At 39.2% G+C, this 25,176-nt stretch carries 17 protein-coding genes and 3 pseudogenes; 7 read left to right on the top strand and 13 right to left on the bottom strand.

The window, feature by feature from the left end; all coding sequences use genetic code 11:
- Positions 1 to 33: 33 nt before the first annotated feature.
- On the top strand, positions 34 to 1,395 hold the full coding sequence (locus I2F62_RS05380) for a GGDEF domain-containing protein (RefSeq protein ID WP_324625998.1): 1,362 nt from the start codon (positions 34 to 36) through the stop codon (positions 1,393 to 1,395).
- A 103-nt stretch (positions 1,396 to 1,498) separates the two neighbouring features.
- On the opposite strand, the pseudogene I2F62_RS05375 reads toward I2F62_RS05380, so the two are convergent.
- Positions 1,499 to 1,630: pseudogene (locus tag I2F62_RS05375) on the bottom strand (IS5/IS1182 family transposase); the annotation flags it as partial.
- 128 nt (positions 1,631 to 1,758) lie between these two features.
- Here I2F62_RS05375 and ruvC point away from each other — a divergent pair.
- Complete coding sequence (ruvC, locus tag I2F62_RS05370) at positions 1,759 to 2,304, top strand: crossover junction endodeoxyribonuclease RuvC (protein WP_324625997.1); 546 nt, start codon at positions 1,759 to 1,761, stop codon at positions 2,302 to 2,304.
- A 190-nt stretch (positions 2,305 to 2,494) separates the two neighbouring features.
- On the opposite strand, the gene I2F62_RS05365 is transcribed toward ruvC, so the two are convergent.
- Positions 2,495 to 4,522, bottom strand: coding sequence for a DUF4034 domain-containing protein (locus I2F62_RS05365; RefSeq protein WP_324625996.1), 2,028 nt, complete (start codon positions 4,520 to 4,522; stop codon positions 2,495 to 2,497).
- The gene (locus tag I2F62_RS05360; RefSeq protein ID WP_324625995.1) at positions 4,519 to 6,429 is read right to left on the bottom strand and encodes a cytoplasmic protein; all 1,911 of its coding nucleotides are present in this window, start codon (positions 6,427 to 6,429) and stop codon (positions 4,519 to 4,521) included. The genes I2F62_RS05365 and I2F62_RS05360 overlap by 4 nt, the downstream gene beginning before the upstream one ends.
- Positions 6,430 to 6,629: 200 nt before the next feature.
- Here I2F62_RS05360 and I2F62_RS05355 point away from each other — a divergent pair.
- Positions 6,630 to 6,845, top strand: a pseudogene (locus tag I2F62_RS05355) (crossover junction endodeoxyribonuclease RuvC); the annotation flags it as partial.
- Between the two features lie 5 nt (positions 6,846 to 6,850).
- Here I2F62_RS05355 and I2F62_RS05350 read toward each other — a convergent pair.
- Positions 6,851 to 8,338 carry an NAD(P)H-hydrate dehydratase gene (locus I2F62_RS05350; protein WP_324625994.1) on the bottom strand — a complete coding sequence of 496 codons (1,488 nt, stop codon included), beginning with the start codon at positions 8,336 to 8,338 and terminating at the stop codon, positions 6,851 to 6,853.
- A 21-nt stretch (positions 8,339 to 8,359) separates the two neighbouring features.
- On the opposite strand from I2F62_RS05350, the gene queG reads away from it, so the two are divergent.
- Positions 8,360 to 9,457 carry a tRNA epoxyqueuosine(34) reductase QueG gene (gene queG / locus I2F62_RS05345; protein WP_324625993.1) on the top strand — a complete coding sequence of 366 codons (1,098 nt, stop codon included), beginning with the start codon at positions 8,360 to 8,362 and terminating at the stop codon, positions 9,455 to 9,457.
- A gap of 212 nt (positions 9,458 to 9,669) precedes the next feature.
- Complete coding sequence (gene bioB, locus I2F62_RS05340) at positions 9,670 to 10,665, top strand: biotin synthase BioB (protein WP_324625992.1); 996 nt, start codon at positions 9,670 to 9,672, stop codon at positions 10,663 to 10,665.
- Positions 10,666 to 10,717: 52 nt separating this feature from the next.
- Here the strand turns inward: bioB and I2F62_RS05335 are convergent, their stop codons facing one another.
- The 5 genes and pseudogenes from I2F62_RS05335 to I2F62_RS05315 all read right to left on the bottom strand — a co-directional run.
- Positions 10,718 to 10,927 carry a hypothetical protein gene (locus I2F62_RS05335; RefSeq protein ID WP_324625991.1) on the bottom strand — a complete coding sequence of 70 codons (210 nt, stop codon included), beginning with the start codon at positions 10,925 to 10,927 and terminating at the stop codon, positions 10,718 to 10,720.
- Between the two features lie 177 nt (positions 10,928 to 11,104).
- Positions 11,105 to 13,363: a TonB-dependent receptor gene (locus I2F62_RS05330; RefSeq protein ID WP_324625990.1), complete on the bottom strand. Its 2,259-nt coding sequence runs from the start codon at positions 13,361 to 13,363 to the stop codon at positions 11,105 to 11,107.
- Between the two features lie 9 nt (positions 13,364 to 13,372).
- Positions 13,373 to 14,623, bottom strand: a complete 1,251-nt coding sequence (locus I2F62_RS05325) for an MFS transporter (protein ID WP_324625989.1) — start codon at positions 14,621 to 14,623, stop codon at positions 13,373 to 13,375.
- Positions 14,620 to 14,991 carry a hypothetical protein gene (locus tag I2F62_RS05320; protein WP_324625988.1) on the bottom strand — a complete coding sequence of 124 codons (372 nt, stop codon included), beginning with the start codon at positions 14,989 to 14,991 and terminating at the stop codon, positions 14,620 to 14,622. The genes I2F62_RS05325 and I2F62_RS05320 overlap by 4 nt, the downstream gene beginning before the upstream one ends.
- A gap of 231 nt (positions 14,992 to 15,222) precedes the next feature.
- Positions 15,223 to 17,304: pseudogene (locus tag I2F62_RS05315) on the bottom strand (TonB-dependent receptor); the annotation flags it as partial.
- A gap of 540 nt (positions 17,305 to 17,844) precedes the next feature.
- Between I2F62_RS05315 and I2F62_RS05310 the strand changes: the two are divergent.
- Positions 17,845 to 20,046: a TonB-dependent siderophore receptor gene (locus tag I2F62_RS05310; RefSeq protein WP_324625987.1), complete on the top strand. Its 2,202-nt coding sequence runs from the start codon at positions 17,845 to 17,847 to the stop codon at positions 20,044 to 20,046.
- Positions 20,047 to 20,428: 382 nt separating this feature from the next.
- Here the strand turns inward: I2F62_RS05310 and proB are convergent, their stop codons facing one another.
- The 3 genes from proB to I2F62_RS05295 form a co-directional block, all read right to left on the bottom strand.
- Complete coding sequence (gene proB, locus I2F62_RS05305) at positions 20,429 to 21,562, bottom strand: glutamate 5-kinase (RefSeq protein ID WP_324625986.1); 1,134 nt, start codon at positions 21,560 to 21,562, stop codon at positions 20,429 to 20,431.
- A 16-nt stretch (positions 21,563 to 21,578) separates the two neighbouring features.
- A complete protein-coding gene (gene cgtA / locus I2F62_RS05300) occupies positions 21,579 to 22,784 on the bottom strand; it encodes an Obg family GTPase CgtA (RefSeq protein WP_324625985.1) in 1,206 nt (401 codons plus the stop codon).
- An 88-nt stretch (positions 22,785 to 22,872) separates the two neighbouring features.
- Positions 22,873 to 23,238 carry a helix-turn-helix domain-containing protein gene (locus I2F62_RS05295; RefSeq protein ID WP_324625984.1) on the bottom strand — a complete coding sequence of 122 codons (366 nt, stop codon included), beginning with the start codon at positions 23,236 to 23,238 and terminating at the stop codon, positions 22,873 to 22,875.
- Between the two features lie 119 nt (positions 23,239 to 23,357).
- Between I2F62_RS05295 and I2F62_RS05290 the strand changes: the two genes are divergently transcribed.
- On the top strand, positions 23,358 to 24,212 hold the full coding sequence (locus I2F62_RS05290; RefSeq protein ID WP_324625983.1) for an SDR family oxidoreductase: 855 nt from the start codon (positions 23,358 to 23,360) through the stop codon (positions 24,210 to 24,212).
- 46 nt (positions 24,213 to 24,258) lie between these two features.
- On the opposite strand, the gene I2F62_RS05285 is transcribed toward I2F62_RS05290, so the two are convergent.
- Positions 24,259 to 25,176: glyceraldehyde-3-phosphate dehydrogenase (locus tag I2F62_RS05285; protein WP_324625982.1), on the bottom strand; the 918-nt coding region annotated here is incomplete at its 5' end.

The raw sequence follows: 25,176 nt of genomic DNA, 5'->3' as shown, positions 1-25,176 counted from the left end.
TCATGATGAGTAGATATAAATGACAGAGGATATATGTTTTTAATCAAAACAACTTTACTTAAAAGTTTTTTAAAAATATGCTTAGTAGCTTTAGTTGTTTTTCTCCTTGCCAGTATTAGTATTCTTTCTCGCCCTTTAAATTTTTTCGCATCCATTTGGTTACCGAATGCTTTTTTCATTAGTTATTTTATTTTCATTGGTAACATCAAGAAAATTATTATACTTTTTCCAGGGCTCTTTGTTGGATTTTTCTTTGCAGACTGGATACTTACTTCAGAATCTCCTTTATTAATATTACACCTTACCATTACTAATTTAATTTCAATTTATATAAGCAGTATTTTGAGTATAGATGAAATACCTTGCTTTTATATAATTCTTATGTTTGGTGCAATGCTATGCTCAGGTTATGCTTTTATTTTTGCACAGCCATTCATGGTAGAGGATTTTCAAAATAAAGATATTTTATTTTATTTATATTGGTTTACTGGAGAGTGTCTTAATTATTCTATCTTTATTATATTTTTTTACAGTATTATATCCGCCATCCATAAAAAACAATTTGAATATAAAATAGAAAATTTAAAACCGTTAGTTTTACTTACTTTCTCAACGATAGTAGCAATAAAATTCACTGGCATTGCTTCTATTGCCTTTATTTTGCCTGCTATTATTTGGTGTGCTCTCAGTTACCCAATGACGATTTTATCTCTTTTAATCGTCATTTCTTTTGGAACCCAATATTACTATGGTCTTGTATTTCTAGAAAAAATTCCAAACCTTTCCAAATTTCCGTTTGAGCTTGATCAGAGAGTAAGCTTGCAAATTGGAACAACCTTGGCCACATTAGTACCGATCATTATTAATATCTTAGTTAAAAATCAGCGATATTTAATTAAAAAATTTAAATTAAGCTCACAAAAAGATTATTTAACAAATATTTTTAATCGGCGTGGTTTTCTTGAATTAATTAATAAAGAAGATAAGATAGAAAAGTGCGCGCTACTTATTATAGATATTGATTTTTTTAAAAAAATTAACGACACATATGGGCATGATATTGGTGATAACATCATTAGACACACCTGTAAAATAATATCAGACACACTACCTGAAAATACTTTTTTTTGTCGTTATGGGGGTGAAGAATTTATGATTTTATACAGAAACACCACCAAAAAAGATACGATGCAATTAGCAGAAAATATTCGAACTAATATTGAAAAAAACCCTTATATCATTTCCAACAAAAAACCTTTAAGTATTACAGTAAGTATCGGCCTAAGCTATTTAGAATATTTTAAAACGAAAGAATATGTAGATTTTTTTAACAAATCAGATCAGGCTCTATATATAGCAAAAAATAATGGTAGGAATAGAACCTTCTTCAAATAAGTAATTTAACAATAAAAATCTTACAAAATTTATTTTTAAAAATTCCAAAATGGATTTATTGCATAACAATAAAAATTCCATAATTGTCTTAGATTTACCAAACTTAAGTGATAACTTGGGTTTGAGGTCGGCCTAATTCTATAAATTTATTTAACATGGCTATACATGCATGAGTTTCATTGACCAGACTTTCAAAATTTCTCGCGCATAGTTTATCGCCTAATAACTTAATTTGATCTAACGAATTACTAACTAATTGTGAATCGCCCACGTTTTTGTAGTCAGCTTCTTTAAGAACAGTTTTGTGCAACAAAGCCAGACCCCCTATACTAACCAAAATTTAATTTTTACAAGTTGTTTGTTATGTCACTTATTATTGGGATCGACCCAGGTTCTCGCCTTACCGGTTACGGAATTATTGAAAAACAAGGTAATCTTTTACGTTTTGTCGATGCAGGAACGATTCGTACCGAGAGCCAAGACATGCCTGAACGATTAAAACGCATTTTTGCAGGCATCGAACGAATTGTAAAATTTCATGGCCCAACAGAAGCAGCAGTTGAACAAGTGTTTATGGCACAAAACCCCGATTCAGCCTTAAAACTTGGACAAGCGCGTGGTGCAGCCATTGCCGCTTTGGTCAACTTAGATTTACAAGTCGCTGAATATACTGCACGCCAAATTAAGCAATCGGTTGTGGGCTATGGCGCAGCAGAAAAAGAACAAGTGCAAATGATGGTGGTGAAATTACTTAAACTCGACATTTGCCCTCAAGCAGATGCAGCCGATGCTTTAGCTGCAGCCATTTGTCATGCACACGCATCTGGCAGCATGAGTAAAATGGCGGTTCTGAATGCTTTAGGTGGCATGGCACGTGGACGTAGCCGTTATAGTACACGGCGGCGTTAATCACTCACGTAAATTCAAGCTAAATGTATTACAGGCCCGATGTGCGCTTATTTGTAATATTATGGCCGAACATGAAAACCTATTCGTTTCAATGTTCGGCTTTTTTTGTATTACAACAATGACACTGATATTTTATAATAAAATTATCCAACTCCCTTTTATCTGTTTCGCCATTAAACAATTATTTTAGTTACCAAAACACATCTTGTCGGCCAGGAATCTTACGGGCACTCAGCGTTCTTTCAACGGCTTCGAATTGTTGCTTACTTTTTTTGTTGGCATGTAACCGTGCAAATAATTGCTGCATTTTTTCAGTTTGGCTGTCTTGATAATAAGCGGCCAAACACCATTTGACAGCTTTGACATAGTTATAACTATGTTGCCGATTCGGGTCAGAATATAAATCAGCCAAAGCGCACATTGCCGCATAATGCCGTTGTTCGGCAAGTGGGGTTAGCAGCGTAATTAGCGCTTGGGTAATTTCAGGGTCAAAGCTAAAAATATAATACTTCTCGCAGTAGCGTTGCACAATGTCATCTGCTAAGTAGTCGTAGCTATAATCATGTTGATCATTGAAAGTCTGAATAATTTTGCGCGTACGTTCAAAATATTGATAGGCTTCTTTAAGATAGGTTTCAGGCTGTGTTTCATCCTCATCTACCGCTAAATTAAAATAATGTATGGCCATATTATTCATGGCAACTACATGGCCTTGCTCTACTGCTCTTTGGCAGTAATACAGTTCTGCTTTGGGGTCATAAACAGAAGCATCTTCGACCGAATGCCAATAAGAAACAGAAAAATTACACGAGCAATACCCTAAGTCAGCACCTGCACGTAACACTTTAATCACCAAGCCAATCTCTTCTTTATTCTGAAACGGCGCAGTTACATCTTGATAAAAACAAGAATCATTGGATGAAAAGGAGTCTGGCGATTCAAGTTCATAAGCATGCTCATACCAAGACTGTGCCACTGCCACATGTTTTTCAACGCCGCTAAAACCATGCTCGGTCAGGAAGCCATAAAGAATTGCGGCTGAGGCTAAAGATTCACGATGTTGCTGAGCAATTTTTCCTAAAAACGTATGATGCTGACTATAATCTTTCCAATAACGGATTGCTCGATTAATATCAGCGTGACTAAAATTGCCATGAGCTGTAGCCTGCTCTAAGCATTGTTGAATGTTCGGATCAGATGAATCGAGTAAGTCATAAAAATAACTTAATTTGAGTAATACATTTGCACGATTATTCGGGTTTAATGGCCGCTTGAGAATATCTTGAGCTTTTTGAATATGTTGTTCAATTTCATACCGATCTTCTGCGTCAAAATAAACATCAAGCTGATCGTGCCAAATGACAAAATTCAATTCACTTTTTTCAAGTTCGCTAAAGCCTTCACACCAATCAGATTTAGAAAAATTTAAAATCGCCTGATGATCAAATCCCCAACGTGGTAAAAGAAACCAGCAATAATTTTTTGCAGCAGCAAAACCGTAGCCCGATTCGGCTAAATAGACTTTTAGCCAAAATGCAGCTTCTGGATGTGGCATATCTTGAAGCGACGACTTAAACCTTTGATATTGTTTTAAAAATTCAGGCACCGTCTTGGATAACTGAACCACTTTTTTAGTATACAGTCCACTTTGTGCAGCCAAAGCAGCCGCGGGTTTTGTAATGTGATGTTCAAGTTGTAATGGAACGTGCCCTCTTAAATACCATGCATTAAACCAATCAGGGACATCTGCAATCACAATCGACTGCATCAAATACAAGGCCACACACCATGTATGTTCACTTCGATGTAACGCATCAATCGCCGCTGCAAACAATTCTAGCTGTGCAGCACGAATACATTGCCACATTTCAGGAGTAACACTTTCGGCCCATTTTTGACCTCGATAATGACTTAACCAAACATGCCAATATTTAGCACGGACAATTGCAGGGAAAAAACTCTCAGGATAAGCATGTTGCCATTGCTCAATATGAACCAATACTTTGGTATTCATTTCAAGTGCATTCTGATCACAAATGCATTCAAAACATTCAAGCCACTGCGTTTCCCAATCTCTTGGCGCAAGTACCGTACGCTGTGAGAAAAGACGTTGAAGTTCAGTTTCTAGGCCATCGTAATTTGCTTGTCGAAACAAGTCATCGACAGGTGCCGCTGCTTGTTTGCGTTGTACTTCGTGGTAATATTCAGCCTTAATCATGCGTGTGACTCCAAAGATGAGACTTGTAGATCTAAATTCCAAGCTAAGGAATCCCATTGAATAAGATTCAAACTCATAACTAAATTAAGATCTGCTTGAGCACCATGATCATAATTTTGCTCATCGCGATAACGATGAATTAAATATAACGCACGCCCTTGCACATATTTTTGCCCCATATCCTGCCGACTCTCACAGCAATCTTGGATAATTTTCGCCGAAGCAAGCATATATTGCCAAGCAACTTGTTCCTCAAGCCCCTCAAATTGAACCAAAAGCCGCAAGCTAAAGATTTTTTGAATATGATGAAATACCAAAATTTGACGAATAGTGGTTGGGTTATTTTCAACCTGATTAGGCACGTAGGGTGAGAAAAAAGCTAAAGAGAAATAAGATTTTAAAAACAAATCTATTGGGCGTTGTTGGCGCTGACGCTCTACATGATGGGTATAAAAATACAGCATATCTTTTAAATGCTGCTTTAAACGCTTTTCATTTTGAGTAAAAATTTCGCAAGTGATGCTCGGTTCAAGTGCCCCTAATAAATGATTACGATGATAGATTAATAAGCCTGTAACAATAACCCAATCTAAAACTCCCGTCTTTTTAGGCTTCAACACTTTACTAAAAATAAGAATAGGTAGACCAAGTAAGAGACCTATAATTTTAAAGATAAAACCAAGCCATGCTAAGCCTCCAAGTGTATTCATAAAAAATAAAACAAGCTTGGCATAGGGTTTGTAAAAGGGTTCCCACCAAGGTGACCTTACTGGCCCTTGAAGTGGTAATACTGCATTTAAATCAAATGGCTCATCGTCCGATTGCTCAGTAAATTTTTTAATTGTTTCAATAAAAGGATTGAGTGGTTCTGTAATCTCTTGGCTCAGATCACTGGCAATTAAACCATGTTGCATCACCACACTTTGTTCGCCAACTAATCCGACTAAATGTGTGTGATTAAAAAGGAATTGTTCTTTAAATGTTAGGTCATCGATTTCAGATAACATGACATAAGGATTGGTAGTCTTCTGATCTTGACTAAGCTCAATTGGATAATCCGCACAATAAAGAATGCCCATATTCAAGCAATCTGTATTTTGGTTGCAGATCGGTTGTACGTGATTGAGGAAGCGCAAAACATCAGAGCGATACTTGTCTATCGGAACATCATTTTGTTTACCCTTAATCTGCTCGATACACCAATTTTCACCATTCCACTCTAAACTAATTGTAACGTGTGGCTTATTATTCGGATCTCGTAAGCTGAAATAGCGTAATCGTCCATTGTGCTTTTCTTGAACATAATATTCAGCGTAGCCACCAGATAATTCACGCAGGTTTTCAAACTCGCCTAAGCAGTGTTGCATATAGCGCGACTCGTAAGCCAATTCTTGCCGCAGTAAATTTTCATTTGCGGTAATCTCAACAAAGCAACCAGTATCGACCGAGAGTACTTTGCTAAATGCATGAGCATGACTCTCCCAATGGCCTTTGGCAATTTTACGCCTCATTGCATCATGGTCTTTTTGCCATGCTTCAAGCACTTGAGCGTAGGTCATTTTCATGAACTTGGTCTTGAGTGTGCTATGCATTTTGGCATTTAAATATTCAAGCAAGGGCTTTTCAAGTGCAAGTAATTGCTCATGATAAGGATCGATATAAAGCATAGTACTTGCAGGGTCATTAACTTTACTTAAAAACCACGCTGGAATGTCCTGCGGTAATTGACACATCGTCCATGCAGCCACAGAATTCACATGAAATACAGGATTAAAATGTTTAATTAAATGTTCAAAAAATTTCTTAATAAGCCATTGGGTGATTTCTGGTGGATCTTGGCGTTTTTGACTGCGTAACAAAATACTTTGCTTTAATTGTGGCGCATTAACGATATCGCGAGTTTCCATAACAGCGCTATAAACCTTTTAATTTTAGATTAAGTCTTGAGTTTTTTTGTCATACCATAACCCGTGCCGGTTGCTATAACGCCACTATTTTTATCACATTAATCTATTCTGTGCTTGGGTTTTAGCATTATATGACACGCATATCTGTATATTTATTCTCCATTTTTTTATTATGTCACCCACCATGCCACTTCAGCAATAAGCAATCAGTTGGCGGTTACGGCGCAGCAGAAAAAGAACAAGTGCAAATGATGGTGGTGAAATTACTTAAACTCGACATTTGCCCTCAAACAGATGCTTTAGCTGCTGCCATTTGCCACGCGCATGCTTCTGGCAGCATGAGCAAAATGGCGGTTCTAAATGCTTTAGGTGGCATGGCACGTGGACGTAGCCGTTATAGTACCCGTCGTCGATAATTGCTTTAGTTTGCAGATGCTGCACACGCATTAATGATTTGGTAAATGGCTTGTGGCATGTGAGATGCTTGAATCCCATGCATTCCCTGTTGCGCCAACAAATCACCGGCTTGCGCATGCAAGCTAACAATTTCATGTAATGCAACTTTTTCATGGAATTGGGCTTTTAATCCGACAATCATGCCTGCTAATGTATCACCCATCCCCGCTGTTCCCATGCCCGCATTACCTGCGGTACAAACCCAAAGCTGCTGCTGCTCTAAGCTTAAACTGCCCGAACCTTTAAGCACCCACTGCCCTGAAAATTTATTTGCCAATGCGTATATTGCCGCAACGCGATCTTGCTCAATATCAACACTTTTGCATGCCAATAATCGAGCCGCTTCTCCTGAATGTGGCGTTAAGTAGGTATTCGTGGATAACTGAATGGAACGCTCTGCCAAAAACCAAAGTGCATCTGCATCTAAAAGCACGTCTAAATGAGTTTGTTGTGAGAGTGCGGGCATCCAACCATCAAATATTTGTTGTGACCAATCATCTCGCCCCAATCCCATCCCAAAACAAACGGCATCCGCATTGGCTAACATGGCATGAACTTGTGCGGTGCTCAAATTTTCGATATTGCGTAGCATTACATTCGGGGCACGTGACAATATTGCAGTATGATGATTTGGATGACAAACCACAGTCACCTTACCCACCCCAACAGCAAATGCTGCTTCCGCTGCCATGATAACCGCACCGCCCATATCGGCATGTCCGCCCACCACCAATATATGACCATGATGACCTTTATGCTCAAATGCCTGCCAAGCAGGTAATTCAATATGACTTGGAGATAACTGCGCCAGTGATTTTAATTGAGCATCTGTTGGGATGAGTGAAATACACTGAACTTGCCCCGAAAATTGTTTAGCTTGCCCAGTAAACAACCCCATTTTATATGCCAGCGCGGTTAAGGTCAGATCAGCCCGAATAGCACAAGGTAATGCTTGCCCTGTATTTGCATCTAGACCACTTGGAATATCTAAACTTATTTTTAATCCATGGGCTTGATTAAATTGTTGAATAAGCACTTGCCAAGTCAGATTTAATTCTCGATTTAACCCAATTCCAAACAAAGCATCTATATGTACATCGTACGGCTCAGCTACATTAAAATGTGTATAAAGCTGCGTTATTTTATCTTTTGCACAATTAAAGGCTTGTTGTAATTCGGCTGAATCGCCACGTGTGGCAGCATAAATATCCACCACATAGCCATGCTGGGCTAAATAAGCGGCAACAAAATAACCATCTGCGGCATTATTGCCACAACCACACCAAACCGCAATGCGAGTTACAGGCTTTGGCTGCTTAGAAAAATACTCGAGCAGGCGTAAATAACTTTGCCATGCAAACTGCTGCATTAAACCCAGTGCGCTATTATTCTGAGCAAACCAGCGTTGCTCCCATGCTTGAACTTCACGACTATGGTACACTTTCGCCTGCATGTTTATTCTCCATTTTTTGTTATGTCATCCACCATACCACTTCAGCAATTTGACCCACAACAGTTAAAAATGTGGATTAAACAACAAGCGCTAGATTTAGGGTTTGCCGATTGCGTGATCGCAAAACCGACCTCACAAGAAAAAGAAATGCCAAGGTTTTTGGATTATTTAGATAAAGGCTACCATGCCGACATGCACTATTTGGCAGATAATTTAGATAAACGTGCCAATCCTGAATTATTAGTTCCTGGCACAAAAAGTATTATTTGTGTGCGCATGAACTATTTGGTTGAACCACCGCAACCGCGCTATGTTCCCTTTGCACCCAACAGCGCGATAATTGCACGTTATGCCCGTGGACGGGATTATCATAAAGTCATGCGTGGGCGGTTAAAAATATTAGCGCAAAAAATTCGTGAACGTGTGGGTGAGTTTGAGTCACGCCCGTTTGCAGATTCTGCACCCATTTTTGAAAAAGCCATTCATGAAAGTGCCGGCATGGGTTGGACAGGAAAACACACCCTACTCATCCAAAAAAAATCAGGCTCTTTTTTTGTTTTGGGCGAATTATTTACTTCGCTTGATTTACCTGAAGATAGCCCTGTGACCGCGCATTGTGGCTCATGCACAGCATGTATTAACATTTGTCCAACTCAAGCCATTGTTGAACCGTATGTCTTAGATGCAAGGCGCTGCATTGCTTATTTAACCATTGAATATAAAGGGATTATTCCAGAAGAATTTAGAGAAGGAATTGGTAATCGCGTTTTTGGATGTGATGATTGCCAACTGATATGTCCGTGGAATAGCTTTGCAAGAGTCACCACAATTGATGACTTTCATCCACGTCATGGTTTAGATCAACTGTCTTTACTGGATTTATGGCAGTGGGATGAAACCACCTTTTTAAAATGTACCGAAGGCAGTCCGATTCGACGTACAGGTTTTCAAAGTTTTAAGCGCAATATTGCCATTGGCTTAGGCAATGCGCCCTTTTCTGATGATATTTTAAATGCACTCGAACACGGAAAAAACCGCCATGATGAGATTGTTAATGTGCATATTGACTGGGCGATTTCGCAACAACATCAACGCAAAGTTAAATTGCTGAGCAAATAGATCATCTGCATCAACTTTATTTTTATTAATAAAACTTGCCAATAAAATGCCGTTTTATAAGCAATAATTTACAAATATTGCTGATAAATAGTTTTTCACCTTTAAAAATACTCGAATGGTAAAATTTATTAAATTTTGGAAAGTTTTGCCTTAGTATTTTAAATGAAACAGGTTAATATCTTTTAAATAACTTGATGCAAAATAGGGCGATTATGCAGGTGAGAAACGACTGGACTCGTGAAGAAATCCAAAAGCTATATGAACAACCTTTTTTAGACTTGGTGTTTGAAGCTCAGCGCGTTCATCGTGAGCATTTTCCTGCCAACTCTATTCAAGTCAGCACGCTACTTTCCATTAAAACCGGTAAATGCCCTGAAGATTGCAAATATTGTTCGCAATCGGCACGTTACGATTCAAAGCTTGAAGCGGAAAAACGTATTGCGGTCGATAAAGTGATTAGTGAAGCCAAAGAGGCCAAGGAAGCGGGATCTTCACGCTTTTGCATGGGCGCTGCATGGCGTAATCCACACGAGCGAGATATGCCTTATGTGCTTGAAATGGTCAAAGAAGTCAAAGCATTAGGTTTAGAAACATGCATGACGCTTGGCATGCTCAATCAATCGCAAGCGGAACGCTTACATGAAGCCGGATTAGACTACTACAACCATAATCTTGATACATCGCGCGAATATTACAACAATATTATTAGCACCCGTACCTTTGACGACCGCTTAAACACTTTAGACCATGTGCGTAATGCCGGTTTAAAAGTATGTAGTGGCGGCATTGTGGGCCTAGGTGAACAAAAGCAAGACCGTATTGGCTTATTGTTTGAATTGGCAACCCTACCGATTCACCCTGAATCTGTACCGATTAACATGTTGGTTCCAATTGAAGGCACACCACTCGCCAATGTTGAAAAACTCGATGTTACCGAATGGATTCGAACCATTGCCGTAGCACGAATTATTATGCCAAAAAGCTATATTCGTCTTTCTGCAGGCCGTGAGTCATTGTCGGATAATGACCAAGCCATGGCATTTATGGCCGGTGCTAACTCTTTATTTTCGGGTGAAAAATTACTGACCACACCCAATGCTGGCGAAGGTCGCGACAAAGTATTATTTAATAAACTTGGCTTAACCGCAGAAAAACCAAAATTAACTGCTGCTGAATTATCTGTTGATGCAATGTCGCTTTCAGCATAAATTTTCCGCACACCCCAATAAAAAAGAACGCCTTAAAATAAGGCGTTCTTTTTTATAATGAGGTGACTAAAATACCATAACGTGCATTTAAAAATTGCCCTGCCCGAATAATATCTGTACCCGCAGCATGGATTACCGTTAATTCTTGGGTATTTACATTAAAATGAAATTCATCAAAACAGTCTTGATGCTGCAATAACCATGTAATGGTGTCTGAAATATTCTGATCTGTCAGATATGTTTCTGCGTTAAAGTTTTTCACTGCATTCACTCTATACTACATGCCAATCGGGTAATGCTCCCGCAAATTAACCAGATTTTAAAGTAAAGAATATTCTCACCCATAAAAATGTCTAGTTTATGATGATTTTACCATGTTGAACTAGACATTTTTATTTAGGACTTACAAATTAGATAAAATTTAGAACCGTCTATGAAGTTAGTATTTTACAGTATAACTCAAACCATAAGTCCGGCCTTGTGCAGGCAAACTAGAGATTGAGCCATAAACTGCTTCGGCTGCTTGGCTATACACAGTTTTATATTCTGTATTCCAAACATTATAGACACCGAAGCCGACAGTTCCTGGACCTACTTTCGCATTAGCAATCACATCCATAACCGCATAACCCTTGATCTTTGTTGCTACATTAGGGCGAACATTTGTATCGTATTTCGCGACTACAGAGTCTTTATAAGCTTTATCTGTTCCTTTCACAGCTAACATCTGAACTCTTAAACTATTGCCTTTATCATCATTCCATTCACCAAACAATGTACCTTTAACTGGTGAGACTTGTAAGGCATTGAGTTCACGCCAATCGCCTGCCGCATCCTTAAATTGTCCACGCGTATAGGCAAGTGTTCCACCTACACTAAACTGATCTAAAACAGGCATACTCGCATTTACTTCAACGCCATAAATTCGCTGATCTGTATCTGCAACGGTTACTGAACGATCCGCTTTAAATTGAACCACTTTATCAGATGTATTGTAGAATGTGGTTAAACCTAAATTTGCACCAAAATCGTTTTGGAATCTCCAACCAAGTTCATAGTTGTTCACTGTAATTGGATCAACATTGTCTGAACGAACAACATAACCTGCTGAAACATCGCGTAAAACACGTTGTATATCGGGTAAGCTAAAGCCTTGTGAGAAATTGGCGAACACCTGTTGCTGATCATTTAATTTATAAACAGCACCTAGATTAAACAATGCTTTGTCATGTTTAACTGAACCCGCCGCGACTGTACCGACAGCTTGACCTGTGATATCGCCTTGAATAGCTGAAACTGTGGGTTTAAATGCTGTGGTATCACTTTCAATACGTTGATATCGAATACCTGCCTGCACATTTAATGCATCCGTTAAGTCATAATTGCCTTGAATAAATACGCCTAAATTTTTGATGGTCGCATCTGGGCCAAAATCATAGCTGCGCCCAGTATTATTATATTTCAAGCCATTATTGGTAAAACTATATAGGTCAGCTACCTGCTTATCTTTCTCATGGTCATAATCAATACCATAAGTCAGTTTTAAATCACGATCAGCAAGATGAAGCTTTGATGTCATTGCTGCACGTACGCCAGCAACATCAATATCAGATTCTGATTGATAGGCTAAATAATAGCCTGCTGGAATAAAATTACTGAGTATCGTTGGATAAAAACGCGCTTTCTCATTTCGGTAGTAGGTCTCAACATTCAATTCTTGACCCAAGAAGTCAGTATTTTGATACTGAGCATTAACGGCATAGCGTTTAGTAAATGGTTGATCATCAATTTCAAAACCTTTTAATGCTTTTAAACTCGGCGCATTACCTCTTAAAACTGCAAAATTAGGACCATAATCAGGACCGTAATCTGAGTCTTGTTTATCGTCATAATATTGTGCACCAACACTTAACTTTTGTTTATCGGTAAATTGCCAGCTTAAACGTCCATTGACATCAACAGTTTTTGTATCTTGACGATCGGTCTGTGCAATTTCCGGTCCGATTCGATTGCCATGACTGTCTTGAATTTCACCACGTTGGGTGTAACCAGCGCCAACAAAACCATTCCAATCCCCTTGTTTAAAAGCAACCGATTGATATGCGTCATAGACCAAAGCATCACTTTTAAAATTATCACCAGAAGTCACGCCGAGTTTTGATTCAAAGTTTAAGCCATCACCAGCACCCTTTTTAGTGATGATGTTAATAATTCCACCTGTAGCCCCAGAACCATAAATACTGCTTGCACCAGAAACAACCTCAATACGCTCAATCGAATCCGGACTGATACTATTTAATTGACGTGATGCGTCACGAGATCCTGTTTGTGCTACGCCATCAATTAGAATGAGTACCTGACGACCACGCATGGTTTGTCCGTAGTTGGTGGTTGTACCGCTACTTGGACTTAAAGAAGGCACCAATTGAGCCAAAATATCAGCCAATTTGCGTCCCGCAACTGATTGTTGTTCTATCTGCTTTTGATCAATCGCCTGAACCGTTCCTGCAATTTCAGCAATACTTTGTGCTGAACGTGATGCAGTCACCACAATAGGTGCGAGTTGTGTTGGCTTTTGACTCGCTACGGTTGTGGTAGTTTGAAGAGGCACATCTGACTCAACGGTTTGCGCATACAATTGCGTACTAATTGCTAAACTGAGTAGCGTTAATGAGGTTGAAAGTGAACGTATTTTCATAAGTTGTCCCTAGTTGAGTTGTTGTGTTTGTTTTGCTTTGTGAATTAACACTTGGCTGAGCAAAATGCTCAACACAGATGCTGCAGCGAGAATGAGATAGAAATTTCCATAACCAAAGGCTTTGGCCAAGAAACCAGACATTGCACCGCCAACAAAATAAACCAGCAGTTCAAAACAGACCAAAATGGTAAAGTCTGTTCCAGCTTGTTCCTTAGAGCTGGTCTGCATAAAATGCGCGTATAAAGCAGTCATAGCGATATAGCGAATCGCTAAAATAACCACAACAAATAGCCCCAATAACATCTTCCACTGGGTAAACCAGCTTAGTAAAACAGCGACTCCAAGTAACAGATAAACTAAACTGCGTGCCCAGCCAGCCCAAATCAGTAATCGTGTTGCTGCTATTTTTTTGAGCACGAATGCCGCCGATATTGCGGCGAATAAACCAATGCCTGCGCCAATCACAGACATCAATATACCGATCTCGGCCAAGGACCATTTTTGATCGATTAGCATTGGATTGAGCATCGCCATTGCTGGTGCTTCGACTACGCGATAACACACAATCAAAGCCAAGGCCCATAACATCTCAGGGCGCTTAAAAGCTCGAATCAGACTCGGCGCTTGCTTGGCAATTTTTTCAGTATTGGTTTTTTCTTTAATTTGAAGCACTGCAAGCATGGTCAGTGCTGTCATTGCAGCTAAACAAATCAGTGCGGTTTTCCAACCATACAATTGATACAGCCATAAAGTTGCAGCACCACCCATCATACTGCCCAATGCTACGCCAATACTTTGCGCCATACTGCCCAATCGATATTCAGGTTCAGAAAAGGTTTCAACGGTATAGCCATCAATCGCAATATCTTGGGTTGCGGCAAAGGTTGAAATCCATAAACCGACAAGCACAAATACACTTAGACCATAATCGAATTGTGTTAAAGCTAAGGCAATAACACCGAATACCAAGGCAATTTGAGTGAATAAGAGCCAAGTCTTACGCTTACCCAATGCCTTCACATAAAACCGATCAATTAATGGGGCCCAAAAAAACTTAAAGGCCCATGGGATATACAGTAGCGACAACATGCCAATCCAACGTAAATCTATGCCCTGATGACGCAGAATCGCAGGTAAGGCAACGTTATAAAAATACAGTGGTAATGCATGTGCCAAATAAAGCACGACCACAACGGATAGGCTCAGTGCAGAAACTGTTTTTATTGGAAGGTTTTGATCAGAATTTAAGGGTTGTGTCATAAACACCTCTGCATGGCCCATTGCATGGCATCGGTTTTTTCTAAACTGACAAAATAAGGAACATGCCAGGCTTTTTGTAAGGCAGGCGTATCTAGGCGAATACGATCTGCTTCATCTTGGGCAATTCGTGCGAAGCCTAAACAGTATTGATAAAAATCTTGTTTGTATTGTTTGTACCATTTTCCCTGAATAACACGATATTCTTTGGGAAATTCGGTGTTCGGCTCGGTTTGCATAATCAGCACAAAACTTCTTTTTTGTTCGAAATATTGTTGAATATGCCCTAACCATTGTTCAAACTCTGCCACTGAGACACATCCTGCAAAGCACATGTCCAATATGTGTATATCATTGATTGATAAGCTCATTTATTACTCATATTTTTAATATATTCAGAAAAGCTTAAGATTCTTTTCGTTGGCAGTGTAACTAAATTCACTTTAAATATCAGTAATCGTCTTTGCTAGATTGATAAATATATTTAACCTAACGGGACTTATGCGAAATTAAGGTGTCACAGCCTGAAAATCTGGGCATCAATTGCTCCATTTTTTAATTTCACATAGTCAGTATTCTGTGAGTGCTAAAATATTTTTCAATTACCATTGATGGCTATAAGAAACCTTTAATGTTGCGCCATTCGCTAATAAGTGACTTGTATTATCATTGGTTCTTAAAAGTTGACTATAAAGCGGATAATATTTGCGGTTAAACATATTCTCTAAACCAATAGTCACCGTGTCTTTTTTATTAAGTGCAAAGCTACTGATTAAATCAACTGTTGTATATGATTTCACATTATAACGACCAAAACTGTTTACTCCATTCAATCGGTAGTCCTTCGCACCGAAATAAGTCGCTTGTAATCGATTCGTCCAAGTGTTAGTAGGATGATAAGAAATATAACCCGTCAATTTTAATGGCGGGATACGAAAACCTGTCATATCTTGTTCTTTATTGGTATTTTGTGGCGTTTCTCGCCCTTTCATCCACGTTACACTACCCCCAGCCCCCCAAACACTCGCATCATCAATGTAGTCAATAGTTGCTTCGATACCTGTCACTTTTTCTTTGGTTCGAGTAAGAACTAATCCATTGTTAAAAGATTGAACACCTCCAAGATTAGATGTTGAATGGAATACAGCTAGACTTGATGAAAAATTAGTGAAATGAGTGTTCCAACCGAGTTCATAGTTATCAACCTTGACCGGTTCTAAAAATGAAGAGGCAAGATTAAACCCGACGTCGGCATTACGGATAACTAAACCGACATCAGGCAGTTGAAAGCCTTGACTAAAAGAACCATAAATTGAATGTTGCTCATTTGGAGAAAAAGTAATATTGGCATTGTATAACCAAGCATCAGCTTTAACCTTTCCAGCAGGAACGGTATATGGATTCGTTTTTCCTAATTGTGATAAAGGAATAAAACGATCAACTTTAGCAAAGCTATCCTCGTAACGTGTGCCAACTTCTGCTGACCATTGATCATTAAATCGATGTTTAAGTTGAACAAATCCGCCAAAACTCTGGGTTGTAAGCTCAGGTAAGTAAATAAGATTCCCTGTTTTAACAAACTCTAGGCCACCAGATTGATCATAAATTTGAGGATCAAAGGTATCCAGAGGCATTTTGCTTTTTTCACGACTAAAGTCTCCACCCCAAACAATAGATGTATCACCCAAAAACTCCAGTGGAGTTGTGACAGTTAAACGGCTACCAAGGACATTATTTTCTTGATAAATCTGGTCGACTTGTTTTCCACGGTTCGCATTTCCACGCGCATCAAATGGTGAAAAACGTGTAAAAAAGTCGCGATAATAAATTTGAGCATCGACCTTATTACCAAAAAAGTCTTTGTGGTTATAAGTCAAATTGTATATTTGGTTTTCATTTTTATTTTGATCTTTGAGCTTTAAGCCTTTAATTGCTTTGGCTGGTACAGTTCCAGCAGCGGTTTTTTTAACACTTGGATCGGATGCATAATCCGAATCTTGTTCAGCATTATAATAATTTGCTGCGATTTGTAGATATTGATTATCATCAATATGATAACCAATCTTACCACCTATACTATAAGCATCGGCATCATACAGGTCACCTTGGCTTGGTTCTGGAGCAACTCTATCTCCTCTAGCATCATATGGGCTCCCGATATGTTGATATCCAAAGTCAAATGCATAGTCAAAATTATTTAAACTTCCTGTAAAGTATTGGTGAATATCACCACTTAAAGCATTAGAACGAAAATTAGTTAAAGGGCTTTGTAAACCAATAGTCGTTTTCGCTGTAGGTTCTCCTCCCGCGGCTTTCGTTGTTATAGATATAATTCCACCTGCAGCACCGCCACCATAAATAGCATTACTCCCTCGAACAACCTCAATACTTTGTATACTTTCTGGATCGATAGCGGAAAGGCCTCTTGATGTATCACGCGTTAAATTCATAGGTACACCATCAACCAAAATCAGCGCATTACGTCCACGTAAGGTTTGTCCAAAATCGGTGATTGTACGACTTGAATCAGATAACCCAGGTACAGCTTTGGCCAGAACGGTTGCAATGTTTCCAGAAGAGCTATTCTTTAAAAGCTCAATTTGTTTTTCATCTAATTTAGTCACTTGTTTTGATTTTTCTTGGACTTCATCGGAACGTGAAACTGTAAGATTAATAGTTTTCAATGTTTGTATAGAATTTAAATCATTGGAATTATTGTCATTGGCACACGCCGCTTGGGTAAATAAAAAGCTAACACACGATACCAACGGAATAAGATGAAGGCTTGGACAGAATTTTATATCCATAAATGACGACTCCCTTAAATTAATGAAAATAATAATCATTATTTTTTTCAATGCAATCATTTTATTTGTTCAAATGTTGAGTGTATTGAAAATAATGGTCGTTATGCGGAATTGCAGTATTAAAATCTCAAAACGGGAGCCAATTGCTCCCATTTTTGGTTTCACAACCTGAAATAATCAAAAAACACTCCACGCCAAACCAACGTATTTCCTAACCACTTCAGTTATTCTAAATATGAGTAAAAAACTCCTGTTTTACTGCTTGAAATCCTGATTCCAAGTTAAAGTTCGCGTATTCATAGTGGATTAGCTTAATGCGAGCATATTTGTTGAAAGTTGCTCAAAACCACTTATTTGCATGGTAATGAAAATCATTATCAATATATAATCACTCTCATTTAATAAGAGATGATAGATATGAAATACTACCCCACTAACAAAATTTTACTTACGTTGCTATCAACACCCTTTTTTAGCGCATATCTTTATGCAGAATCATTTGAATCGGTCGCAACCTTAGCCCCTATCATTGTAAAAGCAGAAGATGATGATGAAAGCACTGAAAAAAACAAAAAATATATAAAAAGTAAATCTTCTCAAGCAACCAAAATGAATATTTCTTTAAAAGAAACACCTCAGACGGTTACAGTAGTTACACAACAAAGAATACAAGATCAAGGACTTAATACAATCGCTGAAGTTATGCAGCAGGTGCCAGGTGTCAGTATTGGATATAATGACAGCGAACGACCAAACTATAATGTTCGTGGTTTTGCTGTCGACAATATTCAAATTGATGGGATTGCATCCTCTTATACAGGAGTAAGTGGTTCCGTCATCGCTATGCCCGTTTTTGATACGGCTATTTATGACCATATCGAAGTATTAAAAGGCGTAAATGGATTGAATACAGGACTTGGAGAACCTTCCGCTTCAATCAATATGGTCCATAAAAAACCGACACAGGAATTCAATGCTGGCATAGGTGCAAGCTATGATACTTTTGATGGACGAAGATTTACAGGTGATATTAGTGGTGGCTTATTGCCCGACGATAAACTGAATGCACGATTGATAGTTGCTAAATCGGAGGGTGGCACAGCAAAAAATAATTACGAAAAAAATACAACTACCATTTCCGGATCACTGACATCAAAACTCACTGAAAAGACACTCCTAACCTTAGGTATCGATTACCAAAACGATAATCCACATGGATTAGGTGGTGGAGTACCAATTTTCTATAGCGATGGAAGTAAAACTAACTTTGCATCAAAAGACAATTTTGGCTCCATGAATTGGGTTCGATGGCAGCGAGAATTACAAAATAGCTATATTGATTTAGATCATCAATTTAATGATAAATGGAAGGCTAAACTTTCATATAGTCGCCAAGACTTAGATGCCTTTGCTAAAACATCATATGCCTACAATGGCAACTTAAATAGAGATGGCACAGGACTAAGTTACTCACAGTGGGCATCTGAAGGTGATTTAAGTCAAAATACTTATGATTTCACTGTAACGGGTTTATTTTATTTATTTAATCGTGAGCATCAAATCGTCTTTGGAGTGAATGGTTGGGATCGTGACACGAATGAATATGGACTCTCTTATCCAGCTTATTCAGCCAGTAATACCATTAATGATTTTGAAAATTTCTACGGCGATGCTTCTCCTGATTTTCATCCAAAGCGTACGGGCGTAGACAAAACAACGGATACGAAAATGTTTGGAACTTTCATCAATACGCGATGGAATATTACAGATCAGTTCAAATTTTTCATCGGTGGACGTTTGTCAGATTGGGAAACTAAAACTAAAAACTTCAATCAAGGTCAACTTACCAGCATTACTTCGGATCAAAAGCAATCAAATATTTTTGTGCCATATGTTGCTGCAACATACGATATTCTCCCTACCAGCACGATATATACAAGCTATACAGAAATCTTTAAACCGCAGTCTAATTTAGATATCCATGGTAATTTCTTGGAGCCTGTGACTGGGAGTAACACCGAGTTAGGTTTAAAGAATAGTTTCTTCGATGATCGATTGGACTTAAATGCTGCCATTTTCTACACTAGAAAAGACAATGTCGCTAAACAAATAGAAGGCACAGGAGTTAATGGTATTGAAGCACGTTATCGGGCAGTAAAAGGCGCAAAGACTAAAGGGTTCGAGATCGAAGTATTAGGACAACTAACTGATGCATGGACGATCGCGTTTGGGTATGCATATAATGATACAGAAGATGCACAAAGCATAAAGATCAATACTGCAAATCCTAAACAAACAGCCAAATTAAATACAAATTATCAGTTTAATGGTGAACTTTCTGGTTTAAGAATTGGGGGCAGTCTGAATTGGTATGGATCTAGTTATGATTATATCAATATGGGAACACGAGCCCAGCCAAATTTGATCAAAGCTGAACAACAAGATTATTTCATCGCCAGTCTATATGGTGCTTATGATATCAATAACAGAGCACGTGTATCATTAAATATTAATAACCTATTCGATGAAAAATATTACACTCGAATTATTTCAAGCTATAAAACTGGATATATGGGAGACGGAAGATCAGCTGTAGTCACCTTAAATTACACGTTTTAATACTCTGCCAATATTTTCCCCCACAAAATGTCTGGTCTGTGATGCACACCAACCTCATGGACTAGATATCAATCGAAATGCTGATCACTATACCTAAGATACAAAATAAACGTCTTGAATTCCTAGACCACATCAAATGATGCACATCATCGTTTTAAATATCATTCAATCTGATTGCAAAACTGTGCGTATTACTTATTACGGAATGAATCATTAGTTGCATAGAATTTTCCAAGTGAAAGGCGCTTGTTTTTTCAACACACATCACCTCCAGTCATTCTGTTTTTCTAGTCTATTGCATGTTATTGCACCACGCAACAAAAAGGCTCTATCCCTTGCAGAATAAAGCCTTTTCGTTGAGTTTCGTTATTGCACGTTTTTGCTAATATATTGCCATATGATTGCGATGAATCATCTCTAGCGAACGCGCTTCACCCAGCACCTGAAATACTTTATCGGAGGCCAAACCTTTAACAATATCTGCAGAACGTGAACTAAAATTCACACGCCCAACAGCAATACGTTGTCCTTGCTGATCGACACATTCCACCACGTCACCGCGCTCGAAATGCCCTTCAACCGCTTTTACACCAACCGGCAGCAAGCTACGATGCTTTAATTTAATGGCATCAATTGCGCCGGCATCAATCACCAAACGCCCTGCGGTTTGTAAATGTGCAGCAAGCCATTGCTGATGTGCTGTCATACGGTCATTATCAGTCACAAACAACGTGCCCAAGGACTCACCGGACATTAATCGGGTCAGCACATTTTCACTTTCACCGCTCGCAATTAACGTTGGGCATCCTGATTTTGCTGCAAGGCGCGCTGCACGGACTTTTGTAACCATCCCACCGCGACCAAATACACCACCACCACCGGCCATTTCAAACAGTTCATCATCTAAGGCACGAACCGTAGAAAGTAGTTTTGCATTTGGATTAGAGCGAGGATCGGCATCAAACATACCTTGTTGATCGGTTAAAATAATTAACAAATCAGCATGCACTTGCCCTGCAACCATTGCAGCCAGCGTGTCATTATCGCCAAAACGAATTTCATCGGTCGACACCGTATCATTTTCGTTGATGACAGGAATAACACGCCAATCGATTAAATGCTGTAAAGCATCGCATGAATTGAGGTAACGACGGCGATCAGCCAAATCGTCATGTGTCAGCAAAACTTGCGCGGTTTTAATGTGTTTTTGTTCAAGCACACTCGACCAAGTTTGTACTAATCCCATTTGACCAATTGCCGCACAGGCTTGAAGACTCGGTAAATCTGTGGGTCGGACCGCAAGTTTCATACGTACCATGCCTTCTGCCACTGCACCCGATGAAACCAATATAATTTCATGGCCTTCATCATGAAGCTGAGCAATTTGCCCCGCCCAATGTGAAATTGCATCAAGATCTAAACCTTGACCATTTGCAGTGAGTAAAGCCGAGCCGATTTTAACTACAATACGCTTAAAATTATTCAGCTCACGCTGCCCGTTTACCACTTCTTTCATCCTGTCCTCAGTCATACTAACGTACGTATACTACTTCCACTTCGTCGTCTTCATCATCTTCGTCATCAAAGTCATCGCCGCCTAAACGCTGTGCTCTACGTTGCGCGCGATATGCTTCTTTTGCAGCCAATGTTTGTTCGCGTGTTTCTGCTTCAAGTTGGTCACGGAAGGCTTTCATTTCTGCTGCGTATTCTGGATCTTCAACTTCGCGTTCACGTTGTTGTTCAATTTGATCCATCAAGTAATACACAACTTCTTTGGTGCCGCTTTCAAGCAAGCCAGAAGTTTTAAATACCGGACCATCCCATGCAAGCTCAGTTAAAATATGCTGACACCATTCCTCACGTGCATCTTCATCTAACTGATCCAGTTTATTGAGCACCAATACCACAGGCAGTTTGGCCAGTGTTGGAGAGAATTTATTCAATTCTTCTAAAATGGCTTTTGCATTATGCACAGGGTCTGAACCATCAATGGGTTGAACATCCACAATGTGCAGTAAAATACGGGTACGTGCTAAATGTTTTAAGAAACGAATACCAAGTCCTGCACCATCTGCCGCACCTTCAATTAAGCCCGGAATATCCGCCATAACAAATGAACGATGACGATCGGCATCGACAACGCCTAAGTTTGGTACCATTGTGGTAAATGGATAATCTGCAACTTTCGGTTTTGCCGCAGAAACCGCACGAATAAAGGTCGATTTACCTGCATTTGGCATCCCCAACAAACCAACATCGGCAAGCACTTTCAGCTCTAAACGAATTTCACGGAATTCGCCTTTAATGCCTGTGGTAAATTTACGCGGTGCACGGTTGGTTGACGATTTAAAATGCGTATTGCCTAAACCACCATCACCACCGTTGGCAACCAGCACACGCTGACCGTCAGTCACTAAATCGCCAATAATATCGCCAGATTCTGTATCAACAATTGTTGTTCCTACTGGAACTTTTAAAATAACGTCAGGTGCTCCACGACCTGCACAGTTTGCGCCTGAACCATTTTTCCCACGTTCAGCACGGAATCTACGGGTATATCGGTAATCGACCAAAGTACCCGTGTCGTCTTCGGCTTGAATATATACACTGCCGCCACGACCACCGTCACCACCATCTGGACCGCCAAATGGTACAAATTTTTCACGGCGAAAACTGGCTACGCCATTGCCACCGTCGCCAGCCTCTACGGTAATGACTGCTTCATCAACAAAGCGCATCTGCCAATCCTCTAAATCTCTAAAACCGTCTATTGTGCCATATTTTAATAAATTTCTCGAATAGAAAAAGCAAAGGATTGAAGTTTATCTAAGCAACATCTTCAATTTTTCGCTGGAAAATGATTTCATCGAGGTTTTCTTCGATCCAACTCACAAACAGGTCGAGTTGTCTTTCTGCTTGCTGACCAATTTTTGTCAGCTCATATTCTACTTTTGGCGGCACTTCTGGATAAACCGTACGTGTAATAAATCCATCTTTTTCAAGCATTTTAAGCGTTTGTGTCAGCATTTTTTCGCTTACACCTTCTATGCGTCTTTTTAATTCGCTAAAGCGCTGAATACCATCGCCTAAGCTTCTTAACACCAACACCGCCCACTTACTCGTAAGATGTTCCAAAATTTCACGTGAAGGACATTGATTCGATAAAACATAACCTTTTTGCATGTGTGCCATAATTTTCATCCTCCATTGGTTACTTATAAGACCATTACTTACTATTAAGTGCGTACTTACTTTTTGTTAGCTTTGGTTTTATGATGATAGCACAACCGAAAAAGGATCGCGTGAGTTTTATGAAAATTGGTATTACAGGTGCAACAGGACAACTCGGACAACTTGTGGTTGCACAACTGCAAAAGACCGCACCACAACTGGAAATTGTTGCATTAGTTCGCAACACAGAAAAAGCCAAAGCGCTGTTTAAAGAAAGTGTTGAAATTCGAAAATTTGATTATAGCGAGCCCGCTTCTTTAGCTGCTGCGCTGGATGGTTTAAGCCAAATTTTACTGATTTCATCGAGCGAAATCGGGCAACGTATTCCACAGCACACAGCGGTGATTCAAGCAGCTCAAAATGCTAAGTTAAATAAAATTGTTTATACCAGTTTGCTTAATGCCGATCACTCGCCTCTAGGCTTAGCAACCGAACATAAAGCGACTGAACAACTGATTAAACAAAGCGGTTTAAACTATGCCATTTTAAGAAATAACTGGTATAGCGAAAACCACTTAGCCAATTTAGCACATGTCATTGAGCAAGGTGTTCTTTATGGTGCGGCCGAAAATGGTCGCATTAGCGCTGCATCTCGCCAAGATTATGCAGAAGCCGCAGCCAATGTTTTAACGCTTGCAGAAGAAAATCAAAAAATTTATGAACTGGCAGGCTCAAGCAGTTTTACCTTAGCTGAACTTGCCCAAATGATTAGCACGGTTGCCAAAACAACAGTTCGTTATGAAAATTTAAGCGCAGCAGATTATACCGCAGCACTGATTTCAGCCGGATTACCAGATTTTGTAGCAGATATTTTGGTCGATGCCGATGTACAAACTGCAGCAGGTGCCATGTACAGTCAAGCCAAAGATTTAGAACAATTGCTTGGCAGAAAAACCACTCCAATCCTGACTTTGATTGAAAAAGCACTGACTTAACGCATAAAAAAATCCCAGTGATTACACTGGGATTTTTATTTATCTGTTAAAGCGTAACGCTAGGTACTTTTGGATAAGCCACGCCGCTCATTAACTCCGCAATACGCAATACCTGACAGCTATAACCCACTTCGTTGTCATACCATACATACGCGGTTAAACGTGTACCCGATGCAATAGTTGCCTGTGCATCAAAAATACACGCACTGCGTGAACCAATAAAGTCAGATGAAACCACTTCTGGTGAATTCACATAACCAATTTGACCTTGCATATTTGAACCAATTGAAATTTGACGAATATATTCGTTAACTTCGTCACGGTCGACATCTTTAGCCAAGGTTAAATTCAAAATAGCCAAAGAAACGTTTGGTGTTGGCACACGCACAGAGTTTCCTGTTAATTTGTCTTTTAACACTGGCAATGCTTTTGCAACGGCTTTTGCAGCGCCCGTTTCAGTAATCACCATATTCAGTGTTGCTGCACGACCACGGCGATCCGCCTTGTGGTAGTTATCAATTAAGTTTTGGTCATTGGTAAATGAATGCACCGTTTCAACATGACCATTTAATACTTCGTATTTGTCATGCAACACTTTTAATAACGGTGTAATGGCATTGGTTGTACAGCTTGCCGCAGAAATGATTTTATCTTCATCTAAAATATCGGCTTGGTTAACACCAAACACTACATTTTTCATGTCGCCTTTGCCGGGTGCAGTCAGCACAACACGCGCAGCGCCTTTACATTTTAAGTGCTGAGCCAAACCTTCAGCATCACGCCATTTACCTGTGTTATCAATCACTAGCGCATTTTCAATACCATATTCGGTATAATCCACTTCACTTGGATTTGACGCGTAAATCACTTTAATAAAGTTACCATTGGCAATAATGGCTTCATTTTCTTCATCGACAGAAATGGTTCCTGCAAATGAACCATGAATCGAGTCACGGCGCAATAA

This window comes from Acinetobacter sp. MD2(2019), assembly GCF_035615615.1.
Classification (GTDB): Bacteria; Pseudomonadota; Gammaproteobacteria; order Pseudomonadales; family Moraxellaceae; genus Acinetobacter.
This window is presented reverse-complemented; position numbering and strand designations above follow the sequence as displayed.

What these genes read in the sequence shown, in the direction of transcription:
- I2F62_RS05360 (WP_324625995.1), bottom strand. Translation starts at nt 6,429, where the DNA reads ATGGAAACTCGCGATATCGTTAATGCGCCACAATTAAAGCAAAGTATT.
- proB (WP_324625986.1), bottom strand. Translation starts at nt 21,562, where the DNA reads ATGAAAGAAGTGGTAAACGGGCAGCGTGAGCTGAATAATTTTAAGCGT.
- I2F62_RS05330 (WP_324625990.1), bottom strand. Translation starts at nt 13,363, where the DNA reads ATGAAAATACGTTCACTTTCAACCTCATTAACGCTACTCAGTTTAGCA.
- I2F62_RS05350 (WP_324625994.1), bottom strand. Translation starts at nt 8,338, where the DNA reads ATGCAGGCGAAAGTGTACCATAGTCGTGAAGTTCAAGCATGGGAGCAA.
- I2F62_RS05290 (WP_324625983.1), top strand. Translation starts at nt 23,358, where the DNA reads ATGAAAATTGGTATTACAGGTGCAACAGGACAACTCGGACAACTTGTG.
- I2F62_RS05295 (WP_324625984.1), bottom strand. Translation starts at nt 23,238, where the DNA reads ATGGCACACATGCAAAAAGGTTATGTTTTATCGAATCAATGTCCTTCA.
- ruvC (WP_324625997.1), top strand. Translation starts at nt 1,759, where the DNA reads ATGTCACTTATTATTGGGATCGACCCAGGTTCTCGCCTTACCGGTTAC.
- I2F62_RS05380 (WP_324625998.1), top strand. Translation starts at nt 34, where the DNA reads ATGTTTTTAATCAAAACAACTTTACTTAAAAGTTTTTTAAAAATATGC.
- I2F62_RS05310 (WP_324625987.1), top strand. Translation starts at nt 17,845, where the DNA reads ATGAAATACTACCCCACTAACAAAATTTTACTTACGTTGCTATCAACA.
- queG (WP_324625993.1), top strand. Translation starts at nt 8,360, where the DNA reads ATGTCATCCACCATACCACTTCAGCAATTTGACCCACAACAGTTAAAA.
- I2F62_RS05320 (WP_324625988.1), bottom strand. Translation starts at nt 14,991, where the DNA reads ATGAGCTTATCAATCAATGATATACACATATTGGACATGTGCTTTGCA.
- I2F62_RS05365 (WP_324625996.1), bottom strand. Translation starts at nt 4,522, where the DNA reads ATGATTAAGGCTGAATATTACCACGAAGTACAACGCAAACAAGCAGCG.
- bioB (WP_324625992.1), top strand. Translation starts at nt 9,670, where the DNA reads ATGCAGGTGAGAAACGACTGGACTCGTGAAGAAATCCAAAAGCTATAT.
- I2F62_RS05325 (WP_324625989.1), bottom strand. Translation starts at nt 14,623, where the DNA reads ATGACACAACCCTTAAATTCTGATCAAAACCTTCCAATAAAAACAGTT.
- cgtA (WP_324625985.1), bottom strand. Translation starts at nt 22,784, where the DNA reads ATGCGCTTTGTTGATGAAGCAGTCATTACCGTAGAGGCTGGCGACGGT.